Genomic DNA, 20,379 nt, shown 5'->3' on the forward strand with positions numbered 1-20,379 from the left:
TTATGCTACTGAGTATACATCATATAACCTTTCCCATCGAAGATCCTCTTTTAAAGTATCTTATCGAAATTATCATTATTTTATGCATTCCGCTTTTATTGAATAAAATAAAGGTGCCACATTTGCTGGGTCTTATTATTGCCGGTGCCCTTATTGGCCCTAATGGATTTGGAGTGCTTTCTAGAGACAGCAGTGTTGTGGTTACAGGAACTACAGGTCTTTTGTATATCATGTTTCTAGCAGGTCTGGAAATTGATATGGCCGATTTTAAAAAGAACAAATGGAAGAGTATTATCTTTTCGATTTTCACTTTTGCCGTTCCGTTTGCTTTAGGGCTTTTAGGCGGTTATTATTTACTTCATTTTTCACTGCTTACCTCAATTTTGTTTGCCAGTCTTTTTTCGTCACATACCTTAATTGTGTATCCAATGGTAAGTGGTTTGGGAATTGCTAAAAACCTCGCTGTAAATATTACAGTTGGTGGAACGATGATTACCGATGTACTTTCGCTTTTAGTTTTAGCGGCTATCGTCGGAATGTCGCAGGGAGAAGTGGGAACAGCTTTTTGGGTCAAATTATCCGTTTCAATGGTTGTCTTTGCTTTAATTGTACTGCTCATTTTTCCAATAATTGCCAGATGGTTTTTTAAAACTGTAGATGACAAAATCTCACAATATCTCTTTGTATTGGTTATGATTTATCTGGCAGCGCTTTTGGCTGAATTGGCAGGAATCGAATCGATCATTGGAGCTTTTTTTGCTGGATTGGCTTTAAATAAATTAATTCCGCATACATCATCTTTAATGAACAGGGTTGAGTTTGTCGGAAATGCTATTTTTATTCCTTTCTTCCTAATCAGTGTGGGAATGCTGATTGATTTTAATGCATTCATACAAAGTTGGGAAACTTTATGGGTAGCATCAATTATGTTGGTGGCATCAATAGGAGGTAAATATGTTGCAGCCATTCTGACGAAAAAAACATTTAAGCTTACTAATGATGAAGGACAGCTAATTTTTGGACTGAGTTCGGCATCTGCGGCAGCGACATTAGCTTCTGTTATGGTTGGTTACAATATAATTATTGGCGAAAATGATGCGGGCGAACCCATAAGACTTTTAAACGAACATGTGCTTAACGGCAGTATTCTTCTTATTCTGGTTTCCTGCACCATATCATCGTTTGTTTCTATGGCAAGTGCACAACGCATTGCACAAGCAGAAAAAGATAATACGGTATCGGGCGATAGTAAAGAGAAGGAAAATATACTGCTTGCTGTGAATCATGAAGCTACGGTAGAAAAAATGGTGAATCTTGGCTTGATGGTAAAAACGGCATCAAACAAACAGCTTTACGCCGTAAATGTGATTAATGAAGATGCTAATGAGTCTTCTGAAAAAAATGCGGAAAGAATATTAGAAAGCGCGATAAAAGCCGCTTCGGCTGCCGATGTAGAACTGCATCCAATTACACGTCATGATAATGATACAGCTGGCGGAATAAGCAATGTTATAAAGGAAAAAGATATTACGGATCTTATTGTAGGTCTAGAAGGCGGAAAAGGTTTTTCGGCTTCATTTGTATACAATTTGTATAATGGTTATCTGCGAAATAAAAACATCAATTTAATGGTATATCATGCGGTTCAGCCAGCAGCGACTATCAAAAGATATTTGGTTTTTATTCCAGCAGATGCTGAATTGGACGCAGGATTTTTTCATTCGATGTTGAGAATCTGGAATATTGGCCGTAATTCTGGAGCCAAAATGAGTTTCTACGGAAAGGAAAAAACATTAAATATCTTAAAACGAATCGCCAAAAAAGCCTCTATAGAAGCAACATTTGATGTTTTTGAAAATTGGGAAGATGCTCAACAAACCGCTCTGGCTATTGAAGAAAATGAAGGATTAATTATTATGATGGGAGATAAGGGAATGCACTCGTATTTTTCGCGAATGCGAGATATTCCAGATCTTTTAAATCTGAAATTCAGTAACAACAACTACATGCTAATTTATCCTTTTTCTAAAACTACCTCAAACAATACCGAAAAAAGATCAGTAAGCAGTCATGATGATTTTGCTGAAATCGGAAAAGCGATTCGAAATATTTTTAAATAGTTCATCTTCTTTTTAAGTATAAAAAAAGTTATTAAGCAATACTGATAACAAAACTGAGCTTTTATTGGAAATAACCATGAAATCAGGTATTGTTTTCTGTAGATAGCGTCAGTAAATTTGTGCCTAATCAAATAGTTTCCAATGAAAGTTAACAGTTTAGGCAGTTTTTTATCAATGAAATTAACATTTTTAAAAAATAGAAGAGCAATTTTGGTAAAACCCCTTTTATATGCAATGATGCTGCTTCCATTTATAGCATTCAGCCAAAAAGAGATAGTTCCTGGAAGTAAAGATATCAATACCAAATACATTAAACCCGAAAAATCGCTTTATACCGTTTATTATGTAAAAGGTACAGAATGGAAAAACATGGGAGCATTGACCTACGATATTGTTTTAGCCAACAATCAATTAACTTTAAACAATACTTTCACTCCCAAAGATAACGGAAAACCTACCACGCGTATTAGTACAGCAGATGCTCTCACGTTGAAAGCGATTAGTTATTCTGATGAAACGAAGAATGCAAAACTAAACCTTAATTTTGGAGAAACGATTACAGGTAATTTTTATTCGAAGAAAACCAAAAAAGATAAAAAGCTAAAATTGAAGCCTAAAGAAGAATTTTTTGACTTCAACTGGACGGATCATTTAATCGGAACATTACCATTAGATGTAGGCTATAAAGGCCGTTTCCCTCAATTTTATTATAATGATGAGTCAAATGTGCTGGTTGAATATTACACGATCAAAGAGGTTAAAAGTTACGTCTACAATTCTCCGAGAACTGGTAAACACGATACGTGGATTGTTTCAGTTCTGGAAGAAAGCACCAATGCTTACTATAATTATATTATAGACAAAAAAGACCACCGTCTTTGGCAGCGAGAAATGTCTATGGCAAACGGAATGTGGGAGATCACAGTTAACGAAGAATTAGATTATCAGCCTATCAAAAGCAAATTTAATAAAGAAGAAGTTGCCCGACAGATTTCTAATGGTAATGGTGTTATAATTGGTACCGCTTACGCAAGATCCGATTCTGGTAAAAAATTAGGAGGTTTGGTTAATACAGCAAAGAAACAATATGCTCCAAAAGGAACGGAAATTACGCTTTTTCCAAGTTCTGCTTATTATGATGAATGGTTGGAAGTGAACAAGAAAATTCGAAAACAGAAAAAAATGCCAGAAGTTCCTTTAGATAGTGATTTTGGTTATTCGGTTAAAAAGGCCAAAGTATATGACGATCAGGGACATTTTGAGTTTGCAGATCTAATGCCGGGAACTTATGTGGTTATGGTGAGCTTTGATTTTACAAATTCTTATAATTATTCATACGTATCAGGATATACCAATTATTATAATTATTTCGGCTATCAAGGTTCTACAACCAATTATGGGACAGCTAGCCAATCTTATAATGATAAAGCTAACATTGAGAAGCGTGTGACCATTGATAAGGATGGGGAAAAGAAAGAAGTGAATTTAAAAGAAATATAATAAAAAATGAGAAAGCCGTATCAACAGGAAGTTTGATACGGCTTTACTTTTATCAGTTTTCTTTATTAAACTTAGACATATACATGTACCAGTTCCATTCCCAAGAATTTCCATTATCTTCAGAAAATGCCTGACTCCAAACAGGGTTATTTTTATCTCTTGCATCCCAGCGAAAAATCACAAGAATATCTTTTCCATTAAAAATGTCTTTAGTCACAAAATGGCCAACATTGTTTTTAAAAGAACCTAAAACTGGCGGGTCTAATCTTCCTTCATTAGAATCGGCCCAGTAAATGCTCCACAATCTGTTTTTCGGGTTAAATAATCTAACGGTCATTCCTTCAAATGGCTGTCCGTCAAACGTGGCAAGGAAATTATCAATATTACCGATTCCGTTTAAAACCTTATACATTTCTTGTGTAGATTCAAATTCGGTCCATTCTGTACAATTAGACAATCTCGAATTGAGTTTTTTATTATGGAGTTTCCATTTTCCCTCAAAAAAATCAAAATCATTTTTAGATGAAGTGGGAGAGGCCGTAATTATTAATTCTCCATTTGCATCAAAATTTATTTTCGGAATTTCTAAATTTTCAGTTTGCATCATTTTTAGTTCTTTGATTATTAGTTTGTTGATTTAAAAGTAATAATTTATGATGAATTGTTACCAATTGCCGAATTGAAAAATCTAAAGAAGCCGGAATGCTTTTAATTGCTTGCAGTTTGGCTTCGTAGTCACTTTTATTTTCATAATTGGATATCATTACTAAGAGATTTTTATCTTGAAAAACAGGCAGTCTTGGAAAATCGTTCTCTTTCATTTCGCTTACCCAAAATGAAATATCAGTGATATTTATGGTTTTCAGAAATGATATATACTCAGTATGAAACAGTTCAATAACTTTTTCAATAGTATTATTGCAGATATAGAAATCGATGACCGTACAGCTTTTGTTTGTTTTAAGATTTACGCTTTTATGTAAAGGTTTTAATAAATAAACATTGTCAGAGTTTATCATCATTTCGTTTGCTTTTTTGCCATTTTCTTTCCATGAGGTGCTTTCACAATAAAAATCATTTAAAAATTTGATTCTTGCATTCATGTCTTTAAAACCACGAAACCAAACAAATCTGTCATTGGAGTTGTCTATTTTAAATTCTCCCAATGTAAAACCACCTAATTTATGCATAGGCTCAATAAACTTCTGATGAAAAAAATCACTGAATGTATCTGTTGAATTAGGTTTTAGCAAGTAATTACGAATTTCTAATACTTGAATATCTTCTAAGTCTTATGCATCGGTTATGGCACCAACAATATCCGGAAAATCGAATGATGGAAGTATATATGGCGGTTTAATGCAAAATTTTGTAAGCACAACAAGAGAAGGCGGTTTGTATTTTGAAACCAATTTTAGCATTAATAAAATGAGATTGTATCCATCTGTATCGATCACTACGGGAGAAGGGCAGGGATTCTTTGATCCAGTGGCTAATTCTGGTTTCAAATACGGAGGAAGAATTGATTTTATGCCTTTGGGAGATTTTATTAAAAACAATGCCTTTATATCTCAAGACATTTATCATGAGCCAAAACCAAAATTTGCGATTGGAGTTGCAGACAGTTATAATGTAAAAACGAGTAATTCTATTAGTGCAGGAAATGGTACAGTTTCAGGGATTTACGATGAAACTGGTAAAGCAGCTTTTGCAAATTATAATAAATTCGTGGTGGATTTAATATTTAAGTATAATGGTTTTGCTTTTGTGGGAGAATACATTGATGGATCTATTCATGGAAAAGATTTATTCACAGACACTGCAGGCGAGGTTAGGCTTACACCAGAAAATGCTTCTGCAAAATATAGTGTGGGAAGCGCAATCAACGTTCAATCGTCGTATGTAACACACGATGGTTGGGCATTTGAAGGACGTTATTCATACGTTAAGCCTGAGTTTGATGTAGCAACATCTATAATTCAGACGCAACATTGGTATACCGCGGCATTTAATAAATATATGATGAATAATGCTTTGAAGTTTGGAATTAATGCGACCTATATTGACCAAAACGGAGCCGGTCAGAACAAAACAACATGGATCAATAACCTTGCGGTACAAATTTCATTTTAAATTAACAGTTATGAAAGCACTAAAAATACTAGCGATTGCCTTATTGTTGGCGGGATGCGATTCAAATATTGATTTTTCTGGTCCGTCACCAGAACCGCCTTCACCAGACGAAGGAAAAGATCTCCTTATAACTGAAATTGCAACATTTATTAATACAGATGCAACCGCAGGCGGAGTTAGAAATCACTATGTTGAATTGTATAACGGTACAGGAAATACGATAGATTTGTCAAAATATGCTATTGGATATCAGGCTACAACAGATGAAAGCACGTTGACAGATTGGAGCTTTACCAGCAGTGCAAATTATTTATTATTGACAGGATCGTTAGAAAAAGGGAAATGTTATGTTATTGCTTCGCCGCAGGCAAATACAACTGCCGTAAAACGTGATACCGAATGGGGGACTACAAGCAGTGCAAATGCAGATGCAAGCAAACCTTTGCAGTTAAGCGGAAATAGCGGTATTGCTCTTTTAAAAAAGGATGCAGCGGGAAAATATACTCTAAACGGAGAATCTTATAGTCTTATTGATGCTTTTGGTAGTCCAAATGTAGCGCGTGTAACTTCGGGCGGAAGCAACAGTAGCCGTAATAATTTTATGTGGACAATTGCAGGAGAAACTAAAGACACAAGTAACAGAACGTTTTGGAGAAAAGGAACCGTAAAAGATCCTAATCCTGATTGGGCTACTACGAAAGGAACTTCTGCCAGCAATTCAGAATGGACTATTTCTGGAGATAGAACATGGGATTACACTAATCTAGGACTTCGTTGAAATTAATATTTTTAGGATGCATGCCACTTAAAAATCATAAAAAACCGCTATTAGCGGTTTTTTTTATTTCTATTGTCTTTAAAAGAATGGCAAAAACAAATTAAAGAGGATTTAGGCATTTGATTCAAATAATATTTAAAAAAGTGGCTTTGCACGATTCCATTTTTAACTTATCTTCGCTGTTTATACATTTCCAAAAACATTTAACTCCTTTAAATCCTAATTTGTGAAAGAAAAACATGAAGCTATAGAAGAAAACCAGCTTAAACGTGGGTTGACTAACCGTCACATTCAATTAATTGCCTTAGGCGGATCAATAGGAACAGGGCTTTTCCTTGGTATTGGTCCAGCAGCTGTATTAGCAGGACCATCTGTTATTTTAGGATATGCTATTGCCGGAATCATTGCCTTTTTTATTATGAGACAGCTTGGAGAAATGGTTGTCGAAGAACCAGTATCTGGAAGTTTTAGCTATTTTGCCTATAAATATTGCGGTTCTTTTGCTGGTTTTGCATCTGGTTGGAATTATTGGATTTTATATATTTTAGTCAGTATGGCCGAACTTACAGCCATTGGCGTTTATGTGCAGTTTTGGTGGCCAGAAGTTCCGCTTTGGGCATCGAGTTTGTTTTTCTTTCTAGTTATCAATGCTTTAAATTTTGCTTCGGTAAAAGTTTACGGAGAAACAGAATTCTGGTTTTCAATCATAAAAGTGGTTGCCATTATTGCAATGATTCTTTTTGGGACTTACTTATTGATAAGTGGAACAGGAGCAGAGCATGCTACAATTCATAATTTATATAACGATGGAGGCTTTTTTCCAAAAGGTTTCTTCGAAAAAACGGCAAATGGCAGTTTTCAAGGATTATTATCAGCGATGGCTTTAATTATGTTCTCTTTTGGAGGTTTAGAACTAATTGGAATTACCGCCGCCGAGGCCGAGAATCCAGAGAAAAACATTCCAAAAGCAACCAATCAGGTTATTTATAGAATTCTTATATTTTATGTGGGTGCTTTGGTCATTTTATTTGCTTTGTCTCCTTGGCGACAAATTACCACAGACAGCAGTCCGTTTGTAATGGTTTTTCAGAATTTAAACGGAATGGAATTTGAGCTGTTTGGCAACAAAATATATTTTACGCGATTAATTGCCAATGTATTGAATTTAATTGTATTAACTGCTGCTTTATCTGTCTACAATAGTAGTGTATACAGCAACTCACGAATGTTATTTGGTTTGGCAGATCAAGGCAGTGCTCCTAAGTTTTTAAAGAAGCTAAACAAACAATCGGTACCTGTTAACGCCATTTTAATTTCTTCATGCTTTGCAGCGATCTGTATTTTAATCAACAAAGTAATTCCAGAAGAGGCATTTAGCATTTTAATGTCTCTAGTAGTGTCTTGCTTGGTTATTAACTGGGTTATGATTTCGTATACACATCTTCAATTTAGACGCACGAAAGAAAAGGAAAACACAAAAACTAAGTTTGCATCCATATTTTATCCAGTAAGCAATTACATCTGTTTTGTATTTTTATTAGGTATCTTATGTATCATGTGGATGACCAATATGAAATTATCAGTAGAATTAATTCCTATTTGGCTGGGTATTCTTTTTGTATTTTACAAAGTTTTTAAAACAAAGAATACGTAGTTTTAATCGTATTTTTATTCTAGGCATTGAAAATCAGCATTGACATGATTTTCAATGCTTTTTTTTTTTCACTAGCCATGATAAAACAGTTTAGTTTTATTCTGCTTACTGCAATTTGTTTTTCTAGTTTAGAAAAATAACCCTATTTGATAAAACTAAAATAAATTGTACCTTTTACATAGCTTTAAATTAAATAGATTAAAATATAAATTATGATAAAGTCTATAAATCCTTATAACCAGGAAACGGTATACGAATCTGCTGAATTAGAGAGTCAAGATATTAAGAATGCAATTGATAAGGCAGATCTGCAATATAAATTATGGAAAGAAGTTCCGTTTTCTGAACGTTCGATATTGATGAAAAATGCTGGTCAGGAACTCAGAAAAAACGCTCGCGAATATGCACAGATTATAACTCAGGAAATGGGAAAACCAATTACTCAGTCAATAGCAGAAATAGAAAAATGCGCTGCTTTGTGCGATTTTTACGCGACGCATGCTTCTGAAATGCTTGCAGATAAAATAATTGAAACAGAAGCGCATAAGAGTTACGTGAGCTATGAACCAATTGGAGTTGTTTTGGCTATTATGCCTTGGAATTATCCATTCTGGCAAGTTATGCGTTTTGCTGTGCCTGCGCTGATGGCGGGAAATGTCGGAATATTGAAACATGCCAGCAATGTAATGAAGTGCGCTATGAGTATTGAAAAAATATTCGAAAAAGCAGGTTTCCCTAAAGGTTGTTTTACTAATCTGCCAATTGGTAGCAAAAAGGTAGAAGAAATCATTAGAAATCCAAAAGTGAAAGCGGTCACACTTACCGGAAGTGAAGCAGCGGGCAGGGCTGTAGCGGCCGTTGCTGGAAGCGAAATTAAAAAAACAGTGCTAGAACTTGGAGGAAGCAATGCATTGGTTGTTTTTGCAGACTGTAATCTGGAGCAAACAGTAAAAACTTGTGTACAGGCACGTTTTCAGAATGCGGGACAGAGCTGTATTGCAGGAAAGCGTTTATTGGTAGAATCATCTATTGCCGAAGAATTTACAAAAGCCTTTCTTGAAGGTGTTAGAGGTCTTCGTCACGGAGATCCTTTAAGTGAAGAAACCACAATTGGAACTATGGCTCGTGTTGATCTTGCCGAAGAACTCGAAAAACAGCTTGAGCAGACACTAGAAAAAGGCGCGGTAGTTTTGCTGGGAGGTAAAAGAAATAAAGCTTATTTTGAACCTACTGTTATAGGCAATGTTACTGCAGATATGTCTATTTTTAAAGAAGAAATTTTTGGTCCCGTAATCGGAATTACGACTTTTAAAAATGAAGAAGAAGCTGTCGAACTTTCAAATAGCAGTCCGTTTGGACTTGGAGTTACAATTTTTACGGAAGACTTTGAAAAAGCCGTCCGATTAGTGCCAAAATTTGATGAAGGAGCAGTATTTGTAAACGAACTCGTAAAGAGCGACCAAAGATTGCCTTTTGGAGGAACTAAAAATTCTGGATACGGACGTGAACTTTCGCAAGATGGTATTCAGGAATTTGTAAACAAGAAAACGGTTTACATAAATAAATATAAAAATTAAAATCCACGCTAGGTGCAATTATTTTTAACACATAGAAACATGGTTTTTTAAAGATTAAAAAAAGGCGTTTCACTAATTTTAATGCACATAGTTTGTCTATGTGTTGAAACTTGTTTCTTTTGCTCTCTTTTTTAGACACAAAAATCTATGTTTCTATGTGTTAAAATATATTTTTTAAAGGGTTAGAATAATTAATTTCTTTGCATAATAACTATGAATAATACATTTTCTGCTAGCAACCAAATTAAGGTGGTATCTACTTTCTCTGAACTTGTACAGACCAATTTTAAAGGAGAAATGAATGCGCTTTGCTGGCAAAGAAATTTGGATGGCGATTTTAGCGAGATTGTTGCCAAGTTGTGTTTAAGAGAAAATATAACCGAAGTTTCTCCCGCAGATTTAATTGCGCTTCAACTTTCAGAAAAGGGAAATGTAGCAAGAGAAATAATCTTAAACGATTTACAATTATTAGCCGATTTCGGAGCTTCGCCTTCTCTCAATTTACTGAAATGTTATGAACGTGATGATGAATTTGATTTCATATCTACCGATGTGTATTCGTTTCACGTAGACCGTTCGCCTATTGCAACAGATACTTTTTTATGCACCTATCACGGAGCGGCAAGCGATATTGTTTCTAATACGCAGGCAGAACAAAAAATCTTAATTCCAGAAATTCGAGCAAAGCTAAAAGAGCTTCATGATGGACCAGAGATTGAGTTCGAAGACTTTTTAAAGGAAAATTATTTTGATTTACATTATCAGCTGCACGAAGATGCAGAACCTATTAATCTAGGCTTAGGACATCTTTGGCGTTTGGCTGTAGATCATCCTAAACAAGAAGTATTGCCCTGTGTTCATAGAGCACCAGTAGAAAATGATGGAGAATATCGGTTGTTGCTGATTTGTTAGGAAAATTGTTGTGTATTAATCCCGATCGCTCATAAATTATTTCGTTGTCTGTTTTGTATTAGTGGAAATTGATGTAAAGGATATAGCTATACATCGGACAACCCTTTTTTAAATTCGGCTAACATTTCTTCTCTGGTTTGTTTTTTTGCAAAACCGCTTTTTTCTCCCTTATCTAATTTAGCTCTTACAAATTTGCTGTAAAACTCTTCTGTATTAGCCTGATTTTTCAACGACTCGTCATTAGGAGTGGTTAATGTTATACTTTTCCGTGTCATAATAATACAAGTTTTAGGTCAGTGTAAGTTTACGTCAAAAAATTTAAATCGAAAAATATAATTTAGATGCGTATATTTGATACATGAATAAACAAACTCCTTTTTCGGTATGCGGAGAATTATTGTCGGCTCCAATGCACATTTGCGGTTTTTTCGATTCGAGAGAACAGCAATATGAAGTAATCATTCCTTATATTTTGGAGGGTTTGGAGGCCAATGACAAAGTAATCAACATTCTTGAAGGAAACCGTCATGGTGAACATTGCCGTTGTCTAGCTGATAATGGAATCTCTATCTCTGAAAAACTGTCTAGCGGTCAATTGGAAGTGATGGCTTCTGAAAATTCTTATATCAAAGATGGCGAGTTCGCTGCAGATAAAATGTACAAAATGCTCGAACAGACTTTACTGTCGGCTTCAAGAGCAGGTTATGATAGTGTCAGAGCTTGCGGAGATATGGTTTGGGCGCTCAAGAACCTGCCAGGAACCGATGAACTTTTAGAATATGAAGCCAGACTGAATCTGTTGACTCCACAACATTCAGTTTCATTAATTTGTATGTACGATATAAGTAGTTTCAGCTCAAATACACTTACAGATATATTGCTTACACATCCTTATGTAATCAAAGACGGAAAAATCAGCAAAAACCCGCATTATGTAGAACCTTTAGAATTGCTTTCTAGTCTTTCTTCTCGATCTAATGCGCTTAAATCCTAAATCATATTTTCCTTTTCCGTTAGGCTAATTTATCGGTGAGTTAAAAACTATGTCAAATATTTAGATGATGGCAGTTTTAAGTCTAAATAAGACCTAAATCCTACAAAAATATTCTTAAACATAACAGAATGTAGAATTTTTGTTATATTTATGCAAACAAACTGATTATGAGTATGTAGAAGTTTGGTTGTTAAAGAAAAAGCTAAATTTAGGGCTGATAAAAAAAAGTTAAAAACATTCTTTATTTTAAAGTGGCACAATTCGTGCCTGCAAAAAAATCATAAATAATCTGAACGCTTAATCGGTGTTCTAAAAAAATTAAAATAAATGAAAAGATTTAAATGTATGTATGTTTTTGTTGTAGTGTTATTATCAACATTTACATATGGTCAGGAAAGTTTAAAAATGTTTGTAAAAGAAAGTAAAGTGCCATGTACGGGTGTTGGCCCAATGGAATGTCTACAGGTAAAGTATGACAACGACAAAGAATGGCAGCTTTTTTATAATCATATTGAAGGTTTTAATTTTGAAAAAGGAAACCGATATGAAATACTGGTTACGAAAACTAAAAGACCAGAACCTATTCCGGCCGATGCTTCTGCATACGAGTATAAACTGAAAAGTATAATTTCTAAAACTCCTGTAACTAAGGAAAAAGGAATTTATAATACCAAAATGATTTTAACCCAGTTAAACGGGAAAAAGATAAACAGCGGAAAAGCATTTATCACCATTAACGATGAAACGGGCACAATAAGCGGTAAAAACGGATGTAATAATTTCAACGTAAAATACACGAAGCTTTCTTCAAAAAATCAAATTAAGACCAATTCTCCAATGGGAACTTTAATGGCTTGTGATAGTGAAACCATGAAATTGGAACAAGATTTTAGCGCTGTGATCACAAATAAAAAGTTCAAAATTGTAAAGAAAAACAATACAGTACAGTTTAAAAATTCTAAGAACAAAGTGGTTATGGAATTTTCTATACCAACTCAAGACCAACTGTGGAGTTTTATTGCAAAAAACAATTGGAAACTAATAGCACTAGAAAATGTTGGACAAGATTACGGAAAAGCTTCTATTAAGTTTAACCCAGCAGAAAAGAAAGTGAGCGGAAATTCAGGTTGCAACAACTTCTCTGGAACTTATGAAACTAACGGTGATACTATTTCTTTTGATAAAGTAGCGTCTACAAGAATGGCATGTATTGATGAAGAAGCAAATAAAACAGAACAAAAAATGTTGTCGTATTTAAATAATAAAGATTTACGTTTTGATGTAGCAGAACAAACTCTTAATTTTTATCTTAACGATAGATTGGTCATGATGTTTGGCATTACGAAATAAATACAGCTTTATAAATTATCATCTTAAAATAGATGATAATCTATAAAGAATAAATAAAAAACCAGTGAAGTTAATTCACTGGTTTTTTTATTAACTTTCAGAAATGTTCAAGTGAAATATTGTTTTGATTTTTTTTAGAAATTACATCTAGGAAATTTAAATTTTGTTTATTCTGCGTCATAAACTTCCACTTTTGAGTTTGGTATTTCAATTTCTGAAGTTGGGGATTTTAAATATACTTTGCCAGAATAGACAGGTTTTTTGATGCTGCTTTTTATAATTTCTTTATTGAATTTAATATACAATTCTACATTTTCATTTTTATCGAAAAATGTTTTAAAGCGCTCCATTAATTGATTGTTGAAATTACGTTTCTCAAGTGGGTCTCTTATAGTGTCATTCTCATATGCTGTTTTACCGTCGAGTAAATCAACCCAAATACGAACTTCAAATTGTCTTGAGAATTGATCTTCTACAAAAATCACAAAACTTATAGGAACTGCTTTACCGACAACAGTATCGTTAAGAAATTCAATACCAGTATTGGTGTTGCTGATAACTTCGTTATTCATAAAAAAGATATCGTAATTGTATATTTTAAAGTCTGATCTATTGGTGCTAATTTTATAGTGATATCTTTTAAGACGATTCTTGAAATATGTATTGCTTATTTTATTATTGGCTATTTCTTCCTGAACAAATGATGGCATATCTTTTTGATAGTTTTTTATGACTTCCTTTCTATCTAAATTTTTACTGAAATCACCCCATTCAATGTCAAAGGTTTCATGTCCTTGATATGTTCCAATTTCTTTATTACCAATCCCGCCAATCCATAAAGTGACTAAACCTTCTGGAGCAAAGGCGACGGTTAGTGTATTATATTCATTTTTATATTCTACACCATCCATACCAATTGTAGTTCCATAATCTTTTTTAAAGATATCGTACATTTTTTTTTGAGGCAATTCAAAATCACCTGAAAAAAACTTATTTTCAGCATACGAAAACCAAGCGATTTGCATGCGTTCTGGAATTTTCTTTTTATCATCACCAACTACCATAGTACCGCTGCTGCTAGCTCCCCAACTATCGTTTAGATATTGTCCGCTTGGTATCCATGCGGCGGTGTGATCAGATAGAATAAAATTTCCAGAAATAACCTCAACAGGACAAGTTTCATCGGCACTTGTTTCAGCCAACCATTCAAATTTTTCTATTTTTATAAGCATTTCTTTTTTCTTTTCCTTATTAAATATTAGCATGCCTCTTTCCTTGCATATATCATATCCAGCTTTTAGTAATACTGCTAATAGAAGTATTACTATTAAAATGTAAAATTTGTTTAAACTGTTTATTTTCATGTTTTTAGATTAATGTGACCCCATGCCTTTGACAAATTCATTTGTATAACAGATTAATAATAATAGCATCATACTTAATATTATAAGAAGTATAAATAAAATTTTTGCAAATATTTTTTTTAATCCATACACATATACATAGGAAGAAAACAAAATTGTAAAAACAGGAATTGTTGTTATTAACTTTGCGCCATTCGAATCATTTGAGTAAAAAAAACTACATAAGAAAGAAATTAGCAAGATTAGAAATAATGATATTATTTTGTTTTTATTTTGATCTGACATTTTATTTAAATCTCGTTTATATTTATCCATCAATCTTTTTTCTATATGGTTTTCCATCTTCATACCTGCCTTCTTTTCCCATACTATCACAAGTTGATCTATGAAGGTATTTGTTGCGTATAAAATGCAATTTTTCATTTTTAAACGTTACTGCTTTACTATGTGCTCCGTCATTTGTAATCGCATAATTTAATAGCAAATTCTTTGCTTCTTCGAGGTCATCTGGTACTTTGTAAGTCTCCTTTTTACCTTTTTGCATTAATGAGTTATCAAACATCATTTTATAATTTTCCGCGAGTTTAACCATTATAGAAAGTGAGATAAATTGGTAGGATAGAGGTATTGTTCGAGTAGCCACATGTGTAGTATATGATAATCCATCGCTTGAAGTTGTTGTGCTTACAATTTGTTCTCTATCATACCATCCTTCTTTTATTAAAGTTTCTTTTATGTTTTTAAATCCTTTTTCCAAATGTAGTTTTCTTACTTCTTTTTCGATTTTGGCGTAACCTCCACCAATGTCACTATGAACACCAGGCATAGAAAGCTCATAGCCAATTCCAGCATTAATCGAACTTTTAATATTGGTAAGAGAAAAATTTTCACGATATTCATCAGATGCGGTAATATGTACCACTTTTTTAATATTTCCTTCTAATTTTAATTTTAGTTCTTCTACATCATCAAAATTATGTGAGGCAGCTGAGCCATATCTTTCAAAGTTGCCTTCTACTTCATAAGAGGAAACAGTATCAAATAATCCAACAAACTGTATGGTAAGTTTGCTAGATTCTAAACTATACATATCCTGTAGTTTTCGTCTTTGCGATATAAAATTTCTGGCTGCGGCTGCACCACGGCTGAAACCAAAAACTGTTAGATCTATTTCATTTACAAATTGGTTCTCTTGTATAAATTTATCTGCTTTGAGTTTATCAATTTTTTTCTTTATCTCAATAAAAGCTTTATTAACTTTAAGAGGAATTCCAGATTTATCACCGCTTCCAAAAGCATATCCCATTACATCATCTTTATCATTATTTCTTGTACCTTCTCCTTCGATGTAAACTTTTACTTTATTTTCACTGTTTTTTGCAGTGTTTATGTTGTGTAAAATAGCAATATTAGAAAAATAGTTATCATAACTGCTTTCATTCCCATCATTATCCTTAAAAGATTTAGCTGCTATTTCTTCGTCAGGAGTTAATATTATTCCTTTTTTCTTTTTTTCATAAGCTAATCTGGCTTCAGTATTTTTCATATTATTTAAAGTACCATCAAAAAACACATTAACTGTTACTTTTACACCTACTTTTTCCTTAGGTTTCTTTTGCTTATCAGGAACAGTAACTTTTGCAACACTATTATTTTTAGGAGGTTCAATTGTTTTCTTGAGATTATTTATAATCTTAAGCTGTATGGTGTCTTGTATGGTGTCAATTTTGCCTATATGCTTAACTTGGGCGTAAAATTCATGTTCGTTTTCGTCTCTATAATCTTTATCGTTCAGTATTTTTTGATATACTTTTATGTTGTTAAAGTATAGTTCTGCTTTTCCATATTTGTCAACAGGAGATGTGGTATAGGTTCCCATATTTCGAGAACTATTAGTATGTCCGTCTGTTCCTTCGTCCTCCCAAATGGTCACTTGAAGTCTGTCTCCAGCCGGAATATTTAACGTATGAACGAACAAACGGACATTGTCAGCATAACCAATCGCTTTACCGTTTAGATCGCGATAGTATTGATCTTGCCATTTAAGCTCTTCAATGCTTGGTGTTCCTGCAACTGGGGTTACATTAAGTTCTACAGTATCTTTTGCTCCGTGAATATCGGTAAAAGTAACTGCAATTGTGTAATTGATTCCTATGCTTGCCTGATTAAAAGTAACTCTACCATCGTTGCCTAAATCTAAAAACGGTTTTCCGTTTTTTAAAAGCGTCCAATGTTGTTTTACAATTTTAGAACCATCTACTTCTTTATGGTTATCCTCTTTTTCATTTACATAAAATTGCATTCCTTTTTTTTCTTGATCTTTAGCCGTTTTTGTATACATTAACGAATAAATACTTTTGCCAATTATAGGTCTTGAGTCTCCTTTGATATAAAATTTCATAACTATTATTTTTTTGCTTCAGATATTCCGTTTAATTCGTTTTGAAATTCCCCCATATTAAACATCGGATTTATTAGATTATGAACATCAGGATTTGCGTTGATGAAATTTTGCTCACTAGGCTCAGCTATTTGCCCGTGATTTTTTACTTCAATACAATCAGGTCCACCAATGGGACAGGTTCCTTTACTGTCTTCTAGTAATACCTTACCATTATTAGACAAGATTATTTTTTTATAAAAGCCACTCCATTTGGTAATTGTAGCTTGACATGGTAAATAATCTCCACTTCCGTTAGGCTGCATTTTGCATTTGCCGAAAGTATTTTTTTCTAAAGTTTGACCTATCTCTTTATCTGTCGCTATAAGTTTTGCACTGCCATCTTTATCGTTTGCATAATGTTTATTTTGCGTTTTTACTTTTAATTTATCAAGTTTGGGATCTACACTAAACTTACATTTTAGCGTTGCACCGTTTACAACAATATGTTTTTCGCTCATAATCTTCTCTTATTTTAATTAATGGAGTTTAAATAGATCCTTAAAAAAGCTTTCTTTTTTGATCGTTTCACCTACAAAAAAGTCATGATTTTGCTCAGATGCTGTAATTTTTTTGTCATCGAGATTGTAGATTTTGACTGTCGCTTTTTTAGTAAGATCACCAGTGATACCACATTCCAGGCTTGCGCCCTCGATGTTATATGTATTTGGATTCAAATGGTAAATGGAATGATAGTTGCCAGAAAAAGTATTTTTTTCAAGAGCGCTTTCTTTTGATGTACTTAATAATGTGCCTTTTTTCTCAATTACGACCATATTTATATCATTTAGATACTCATCGATTTTTTGAGTTACCTTGAATGGTATAAAATCATTTTTTGGCGCAATGGCAAAATCTGCCTCTGTTATGAAAGATAAATCTGAAGTGTAAGTAGTATGGATTCCACTAAAGAAAACGTTTAAAAACCAATCATCTGATAAATTGTGGAGTAGGTTTTCTTCTTCATTTAATATAGAATCGATCGTATCTAAATATTTATGTATAGCTAGACCTTCATTTTTTTCTAAGATACTTTTTCTTTTGGCAATCCATCGTTCTCGTATAGCACTAAAATTATGAATATCGATCCATTTGCCTTCTGGATTAACCACAATTAGTAAAGGATACAAAACAGTTGAAACTTCTTCGGCTATAATATCTGTAAGGGCTTCAATTTGAACATTATTTAAATATACTTTAGATATTCTATCAATTTCAAATAGAGAGTATCCATTTTTATCTTTTGTAATGCGTTCTACATTTACTTTGTATTTTATAGTTTGTATATGTTTATTGTTTTCAATTGTTTGAAGCACCATATAGCTATTTTTACCTCTTACATTATAGAAAGGTATTTTGAAACCATTATCGAAAATTACTTTGGTTGGCTTTACATTCTCTTTTTCATTATCTGATTCCTGTTTTGTTGGTTTTAAAAGAAGGAATTCTAAATGATTTGGAAAATCAACGTTTATTACATCACAATCTTCAATGCAATTAAAATTATGATCTTCGAGTGTTATTCCAAGTTTATCTGCTACTGAAATTGGAGCATCTCCTTTTTGTATCTTGTAAGTAAAGTGTTTAAGTGCTCCGCGCTTATCTAAAATTTCACCAATAATCATAAAGTATATTTAGAATGTATTTAATGCATAAATATACATATTTTTCTTACATTTTTAAAAAGTAAAAATTTAGAGACAACAATTTAACATAATACTGAAAGGTAATGATTCGTGCTATTACTAATCTTTTTATTTGTAAGTAGTTAGTTATGTGCGGAATAAATGTCTCTTGATTGCTTTCTAATAAAATAATATTCGAAAATAAAAAACATGTTTAACAGCACTTTTATTTTTAAATAACACACATAGTTTTCCAGAAATTTTATAAAATATGGTTTCATTTTATAATATGAAACATAATTGAGCTGGCATTTTAGCGGAGAATCATTTTTGTAAGATAACTTTGGGTATAAATAAGCCATTGATGCAGACTCTAGTTTCAATTAAGCTAACTGGCTTGAAAATAGTAACTCCCATTATTACAAACTAAAATTTTAAATTATGAAAAAGTATCATTTATTAGGTTTCTTTTTTTTCCTTTCACTGGCAATGTCAGCGCAAAGCAGTCAGTCATTTTTGCTTAATCTGTACGGAGGATATACTTTTTCCGACAGAGTAGATTTTGATTCTTCTTACGCCAAGGTAGAAGATGGTTTTGAGTACGGAATAGGTTTGGAATATTTTATAATGGATAATGCTTCGATCGAATTAAAGTATAACAGGCTAGATACGCACATGCCTTTGTATACAAGTGTTCTTTTGCCAAATAATGGTAACCCTATTTCTCCTGGAACTCAACTTAATGCTGGAGACGATAAAGGTGCGATCAATTACATATTGGCAGATTACACGTATTATTTTGGCTCAAGCTCTCAAAAAGCGCTTCCATTTCTTGGTGCTGGTTTAGGAGTTTCAATTCTTGAAACGCCAAGAAGCGGCAACGGAACTTATTTTGCTTGGGAGATTAAAGCTGGTGTGAAAGTAAAAACAGATTCGCCATTGTCTATTAATCTTCATGCATACTTGCAGTCTATGTCGGCAGCTGTTGGATATGATTACTATTGGGACTACTATTGGGGACCAGTGGCAGTTACTGATTATGCATCAACATTTCAGTTCGGACTTGGTGCTTCGTTAAGCTATGATTTTAGTAAATAATCACTAGTGAATTAAAGTCTTAGAAGTTTTTTAAGGCTGTAAACACAAATGTGGTATATATTGCTAGATAATAAAATAAAAAAAAAACTCTAAATCAATGATTTAGAGTTTTTTTTGTGACCTCGACAGGACAAATTACAACATCTTTTTTGGATGATTTGAAGAGATTGGCTTACTACAAGTAATGTCTGTCTTCCATTGGCTTTGTAAATTTGGTTTAGATGTCCTGTTGGGGATTGATTAAAAAAAATGTAAAAACTCTATTGGTTCATGCCAGTAAACCAAGATGCAATTCTATAAATATTATTCTAACTTCAGTTAGAATTGTCTTTCTTTGGCTCTATGAATTACGTGCTTGTTGTTCCAACGGAGTTAAAAATTGGTTTTTTCTTTAGAGCTATCTTCAGGAAAAGTAAAAGTAGAAAAAGCTGGATTTAGAATTATTTATGTTAAAATGTAAAATTAAATAATTTAAATCATTGATTATCAATATAAAAGTTTTAGATTTGTAAGAGGTTTAATACTATTATTGTGTTTTTGAACTTTAGTAACCAGAAATTTTTATATAATAGTATGATTGAGCGAGTAAATTAACTACTAAAATTTTGAATCTTTAGAGATCTTAAAATTATTTTGTTTGATTTTTTTAATGCAGGCTGTTAACCAGTTCTCATTGTAAAAGAAATGATATGAGAACTAGATTTCCTTATTTTATCTGATCAATAAAATGAGTGTATTATTAATTGAATTTCTGCCCTCAAATTTTTTGCCTACCCCATCATAAATCAATTCATGATAAACTCATTCGGTTTGTCATCAATTTTTTGTTGCGCC

General features: G+C 33.0%; 17 protein-coding genes. 10 read left to right on the top strand and 7 right to left on the bottom strand.

Translation table 11 applies throughout. From position 1 onward, the window contains the following. Nucleotides 1-2: 2 nt before the first annotated feature. On the top strand, nt 3-2,120 hold the full coding sequence (locus OZP10_RS19950) for a cation:proton antiporter (protein WP_281632432.1): 2,118 nt from the start codon (nt 3-5) through the stop codon (nt 2,118-2,120). Between the two features lie 141 nt (nt 2,121-2,261). Next, complete coding sequence (locus OZP10_RS19955) at nt 2,262-3,620, top strand: DUF3108 domain-containing protein (RefSeq protein WP_281632433.1); 1,359 nt, start codon at nt 2,262-2,264, stop codon at nt 3,618-3,620. Nucleotides 3,621-3,672: 52 nt separating this feature from the next. On the opposite strand, the gene OZP10_RS19960 is transcribed toward OZP10_RS19955, so the two are convergent. Then, nucleotides 3,673-4,227, bottom strand: a complete 555-nt coding sequence (locus OZP10_RS19960; protein WP_281632434.1) for a hypothetical protein — start codon at nt 4,225-4,227, stop codon at nt 3,673-3,675. Continuing rightward, entirely contained in the window at nt 4,214-4,810 is a 597-nt protein-coding gene (locus OZP10_RS19965) for a hypothetical protein (protein WP_281632435.1), read from the bottom strand. Before OZP10_RS19965 ends, OZP10_RS19960 begins: the two co-directional genes overlap by 14 nt. Nucleotides 4,811-4,925: 115 nt before the next feature. On the opposite strand from OZP10_RS19965, the gene OZP10_RS19970 reads away from it, so the two are divergent. From OZP10_RS19970 to OZP10_RS19990, 5 genes are all read left to right on the top strand, one after another. Beyond that, nucleotides 4,926-5,753: a hypothetical protein gene (locus OZP10_RS19970; RefSeq protein WP_281632436.1), complete on the top strand. Its 828-nt coding sequence runs from the start codon at nt 4,926-4,928 to the stop codon at nt 5,751-5,753. Nucleotides 5,754-5,763: 10 nt separating this feature from the next. Then, a complete protein-coding gene (locus OZP10_RS19975; RefSeq protein ID WP_281632437.1) occupies nt 5,764-6,531 on the top strand; it encodes a lamin tail domain-containing protein in 768 nt (255 codons plus the stop codon). Between the two features lie 226 nt (nt 6,532-6,757). Next, nucleotides 6,758-8,185 carry an amino acid permease gene (locus tag OZP10_RS19980; RefSeq protein ID WP_281632438.1) on the top strand — a complete coding sequence of 476 codons (1,428 nt, stop codon included), beginning with the start codon at nt 6,758-6,760 and terminating at the stop codon, nt 8,183-8,185. A 212-nt stretch (nt 8,186-8,397) separates the two neighbouring features. Then, nucleotides 8,398-9,762, top strand: coding sequence for an NAD-dependent succinate-semialdehyde dehydrogenase (locus OZP10_RS19985; RefSeq protein ID WP_281632439.1), 1,365 nt, complete (start codon nt 8,398-8,400; stop codon nt 9,760-9,762). Between the two features lie 213 nt (nt 9,763-9,975). Further along, nucleotides 9,976-10,674, top strand: a complete 699-nt coding sequence (locus OZP10_RS19990) for a DUF1826 domain-containing protein (protein WP_281632440.1) — start codon at nt 9,976-9,978, stop codon at nt 10,672-10,674. An 86-nt stretch (nt 10,675-10,760) separates the two neighbouring features. Here the strand turns inward: OZP10_RS19990 and OZP10_RS19995 are convergent, their stop codons facing one another. Then, a complete protein-coding gene (locus OZP10_RS19995) occupies nt 10,761-10,949 on the bottom strand; it encodes a CopG family transcriptional regulator (protein ID WP_281632441.1) in 189 nt (62 codons plus the stop codon). Between the two features lie 83 nt (nt 10,950-11,032). Between OZP10_RS19995 and OZP10_RS20000 the strand changes: the two genes are divergently transcribed. Beyond that, a complete protein-coding gene (locus OZP10_RS20000) occupies nt 11,033-11,668 on the top strand; it encodes an MEDS domain-containing protein (RefSeq protein WP_281632442.1) in 636 nt (211 codons plus the stop codon). A 327-nt stretch (nt 11,669-11,995) separates the two neighbouring features. Then, complete coding sequence (locus OZP10_RS20005) at nt 11,996-13,018, top strand: META domain-containing protein (protein WP_281632443.1); 1,023 nt, start codon at nt 11,996-11,998, stop codon at nt 13,016-13,018. A gap of 167 nt (nt 13,019-13,185) precedes the next feature. Here the strand turns inward: OZP10_RS20005 and OZP10_RS20010 are convergent, their stop codons facing one another. The 4 genes from OZP10_RS20010 to OZP10_RS20025 all read right to left on the bottom strand — a co-directional run bounded on the left by OZP10_RS20010 (nt 13,186) and on the right by OZP10_RS20025 (nt 18,447). Continuing rightward, nucleotides 13,186-14,382, bottom strand: coding sequence for a DUF2931 family protein (locus OZP10_RS20010; protein WP_281632444.1), 1,197 nt, complete (start codon nt 14,380-14,382; stop codon nt 13,186-13,188). Between the two features lie 307 nt (nt 14,383-14,689). Beyond that, nucleotides 14,690-16,783 carry a phospholipase effector Tle1 domain-containing protein gene (locus OZP10_RS20015; RefSeq protein ID WP_281632445.1) on the bottom strand — a complete coding sequence of 698 codons (2,094 nt, stop codon included), beginning with the start codon at nt 16,781-16,783 and terminating at the stop codon, nt 14,690-14,692. Between the two features lie 5 nt (nt 16,784-16,788). Continuing rightward, entirely contained in the window at nt 16,789-17,283 is a 495-nt protein-coding gene (locus OZP10_RS20020; protein WP_281632446.1) for a DUF4280 domain-containing protein, read from the bottom strand. A gap of 18 nt (nt 17,284-17,301) precedes the next feature. After that, the gene (locus OZP10_RS20025) at nt 17,302-18,447 is read right to left on the bottom strand and encodes a hypothetical protein (RefSeq protein ID WP_281632447.1); all 1,146 of its coding nucleotides are present in this window, start codon (nt 18,445-18,447) and stop codon (nt 17,302-17,304) included. Nucleotides 18,448-18,888: 441 nt separating this feature from the next. Between OZP10_RS20025 and OZP10_RS20030 the strand changes: the two genes are divergently transcribed. Beyond that, entirely contained in the window at nt 18,889-19,545 is a 657-nt protein-coding gene (locus OZP10_RS20030) for an outer membrane beta-barrel protein (RefSeq protein WP_281632448.1), read from the top strand. The last annotated feature ends 834 nt before the right edge of the window (nt 19,546-20,379 follow it).

The sequence above is a fragment of the Flavobacterium luteolum genome, from assembly GCF_027111275.1.
In the GTDB taxonomy this organism is placed as follows: domain Bacteria; phylum Bacteroidota; class Bacteroidia; order Flavobacteriales; family Flavobacteriaceae; genus Flavobacterium; species Flavobacterium luteolum.

What these genes read in the sequence shown, in the direction of transcription:
- OZP10_RS19950 (WP_281632432.1), top strand. Translation starts at nt 3, where the DNA reads ATGCTACTGAGTATACATCATATAACCTTTCCCATCGAAGATCCTCTT.
- OZP10_RS19955 (WP_281632433.1), top strand. Translation starts at nt 2,262, where the DNA reads ATGAAAGTTAACAGTTTAGGCAGTTTTTTATCAATGAAATTAACATTT.
- OZP10_RS19960 (WP_281632434.1), bottom strand. Translation starts at nt 4,227, where the DNA reads ATGATGCAAACTGAAAATTTAGAAATTCCGAAAATAAATTTTGATGCA.
- OZP10_RS19965 (WP_281632435.1), bottom strand. Translation starts at nt 4,810, where the DNA reads ATGCATAAATTAGGTGGTTTTACATTGGGAGAATTTAAAATAGACAAC.
- OZP10_RS19970 (WP_281632436.1), top strand. Translation starts at nt 4,926, where the DNA reads ATGGCACCAACAATATCCGGAAAATCGAATGATGGAAGTATATATGGC.
- OZP10_RS19975 (WP_281632437.1), top strand. Translation starts at nt 5,764, where the DNA reads ATGAAAGCACTAAAAATACTAGCGATTGCCTTATTGTTGGCGGGATGC.
- OZP10_RS19985 (WP_281632439.1), top strand. Translation starts at nt 8,398, where the DNA reads ATGATAAAGTCTATAAATCCTTATAACCAGGAAACGGTATACGAATCT.
- OZP10_RS19990 (WP_281632440.1), top strand. Translation starts at nt 9,976, where the DNA reads ATGAATAATACATTTTCTGCTAGCAACCAAATTAAGGTGGTATCTACT.
- OZP10_RS19995 (WP_281632441.1), bottom strand. Translation starts at nt 10,949, where the DNA reads ATGACACGGAAAAGTATAACATTAACCACTCCTAATGACGAGTCGTTG.
- OZP10_RS20000 (WP_281632442.1), top strand. Translation starts at nt 11,033, where the DNA reads ATGAATAAACAAACTCCTTTTTCGGTATGCGGAGAATTATTGTCGGCT.
- OZP10_RS20005 (WP_281632443.1), top strand. Translation starts at nt 11,996, where the DNA reads ATGAAAAGATTTAAATGTATGTATGTTTTTGTTGTAGTGTTATTATCA.
- OZP10_RS20010 (WP_281632444.1), bottom strand. Translation starts at nt 14,382, where the DNA reads ATGAAAATAAACAGTTTAAACAAATTTTACATTTTAATAGTAATACTT.
- OZP10_RS20015 (WP_281632445.1), bottom strand. Translation starts at nt 16,783, where the DNA reads ATGAAATTTTATATCAAAGGAGACTCAAGACCTATAATTGGCAAAAGT.
- OZP10_RS20020 (WP_281632446.1), bottom strand. Translation starts at nt 17,283, where the DNA reads ATGAGCGAAAAACATATTGTTGTAAACGGTGCAACGCTAAAATGTAAG.
- OZP10_RS20025 (WP_281632447.1), bottom strand. Translation starts at nt 18,447, where the DNA reads ATGATTATTGGTGAAATTTTAGATAAGCGCGGAGCACTTAAACACTTT.
- OZP10_RS20030 (WP_281632448.1), top strand. Translation starts at nt 18,889, where the DNA reads ATGAAAAAGTATCATTTATTAGGTTTCTTTTTTTTCCTTTCACTGGCA.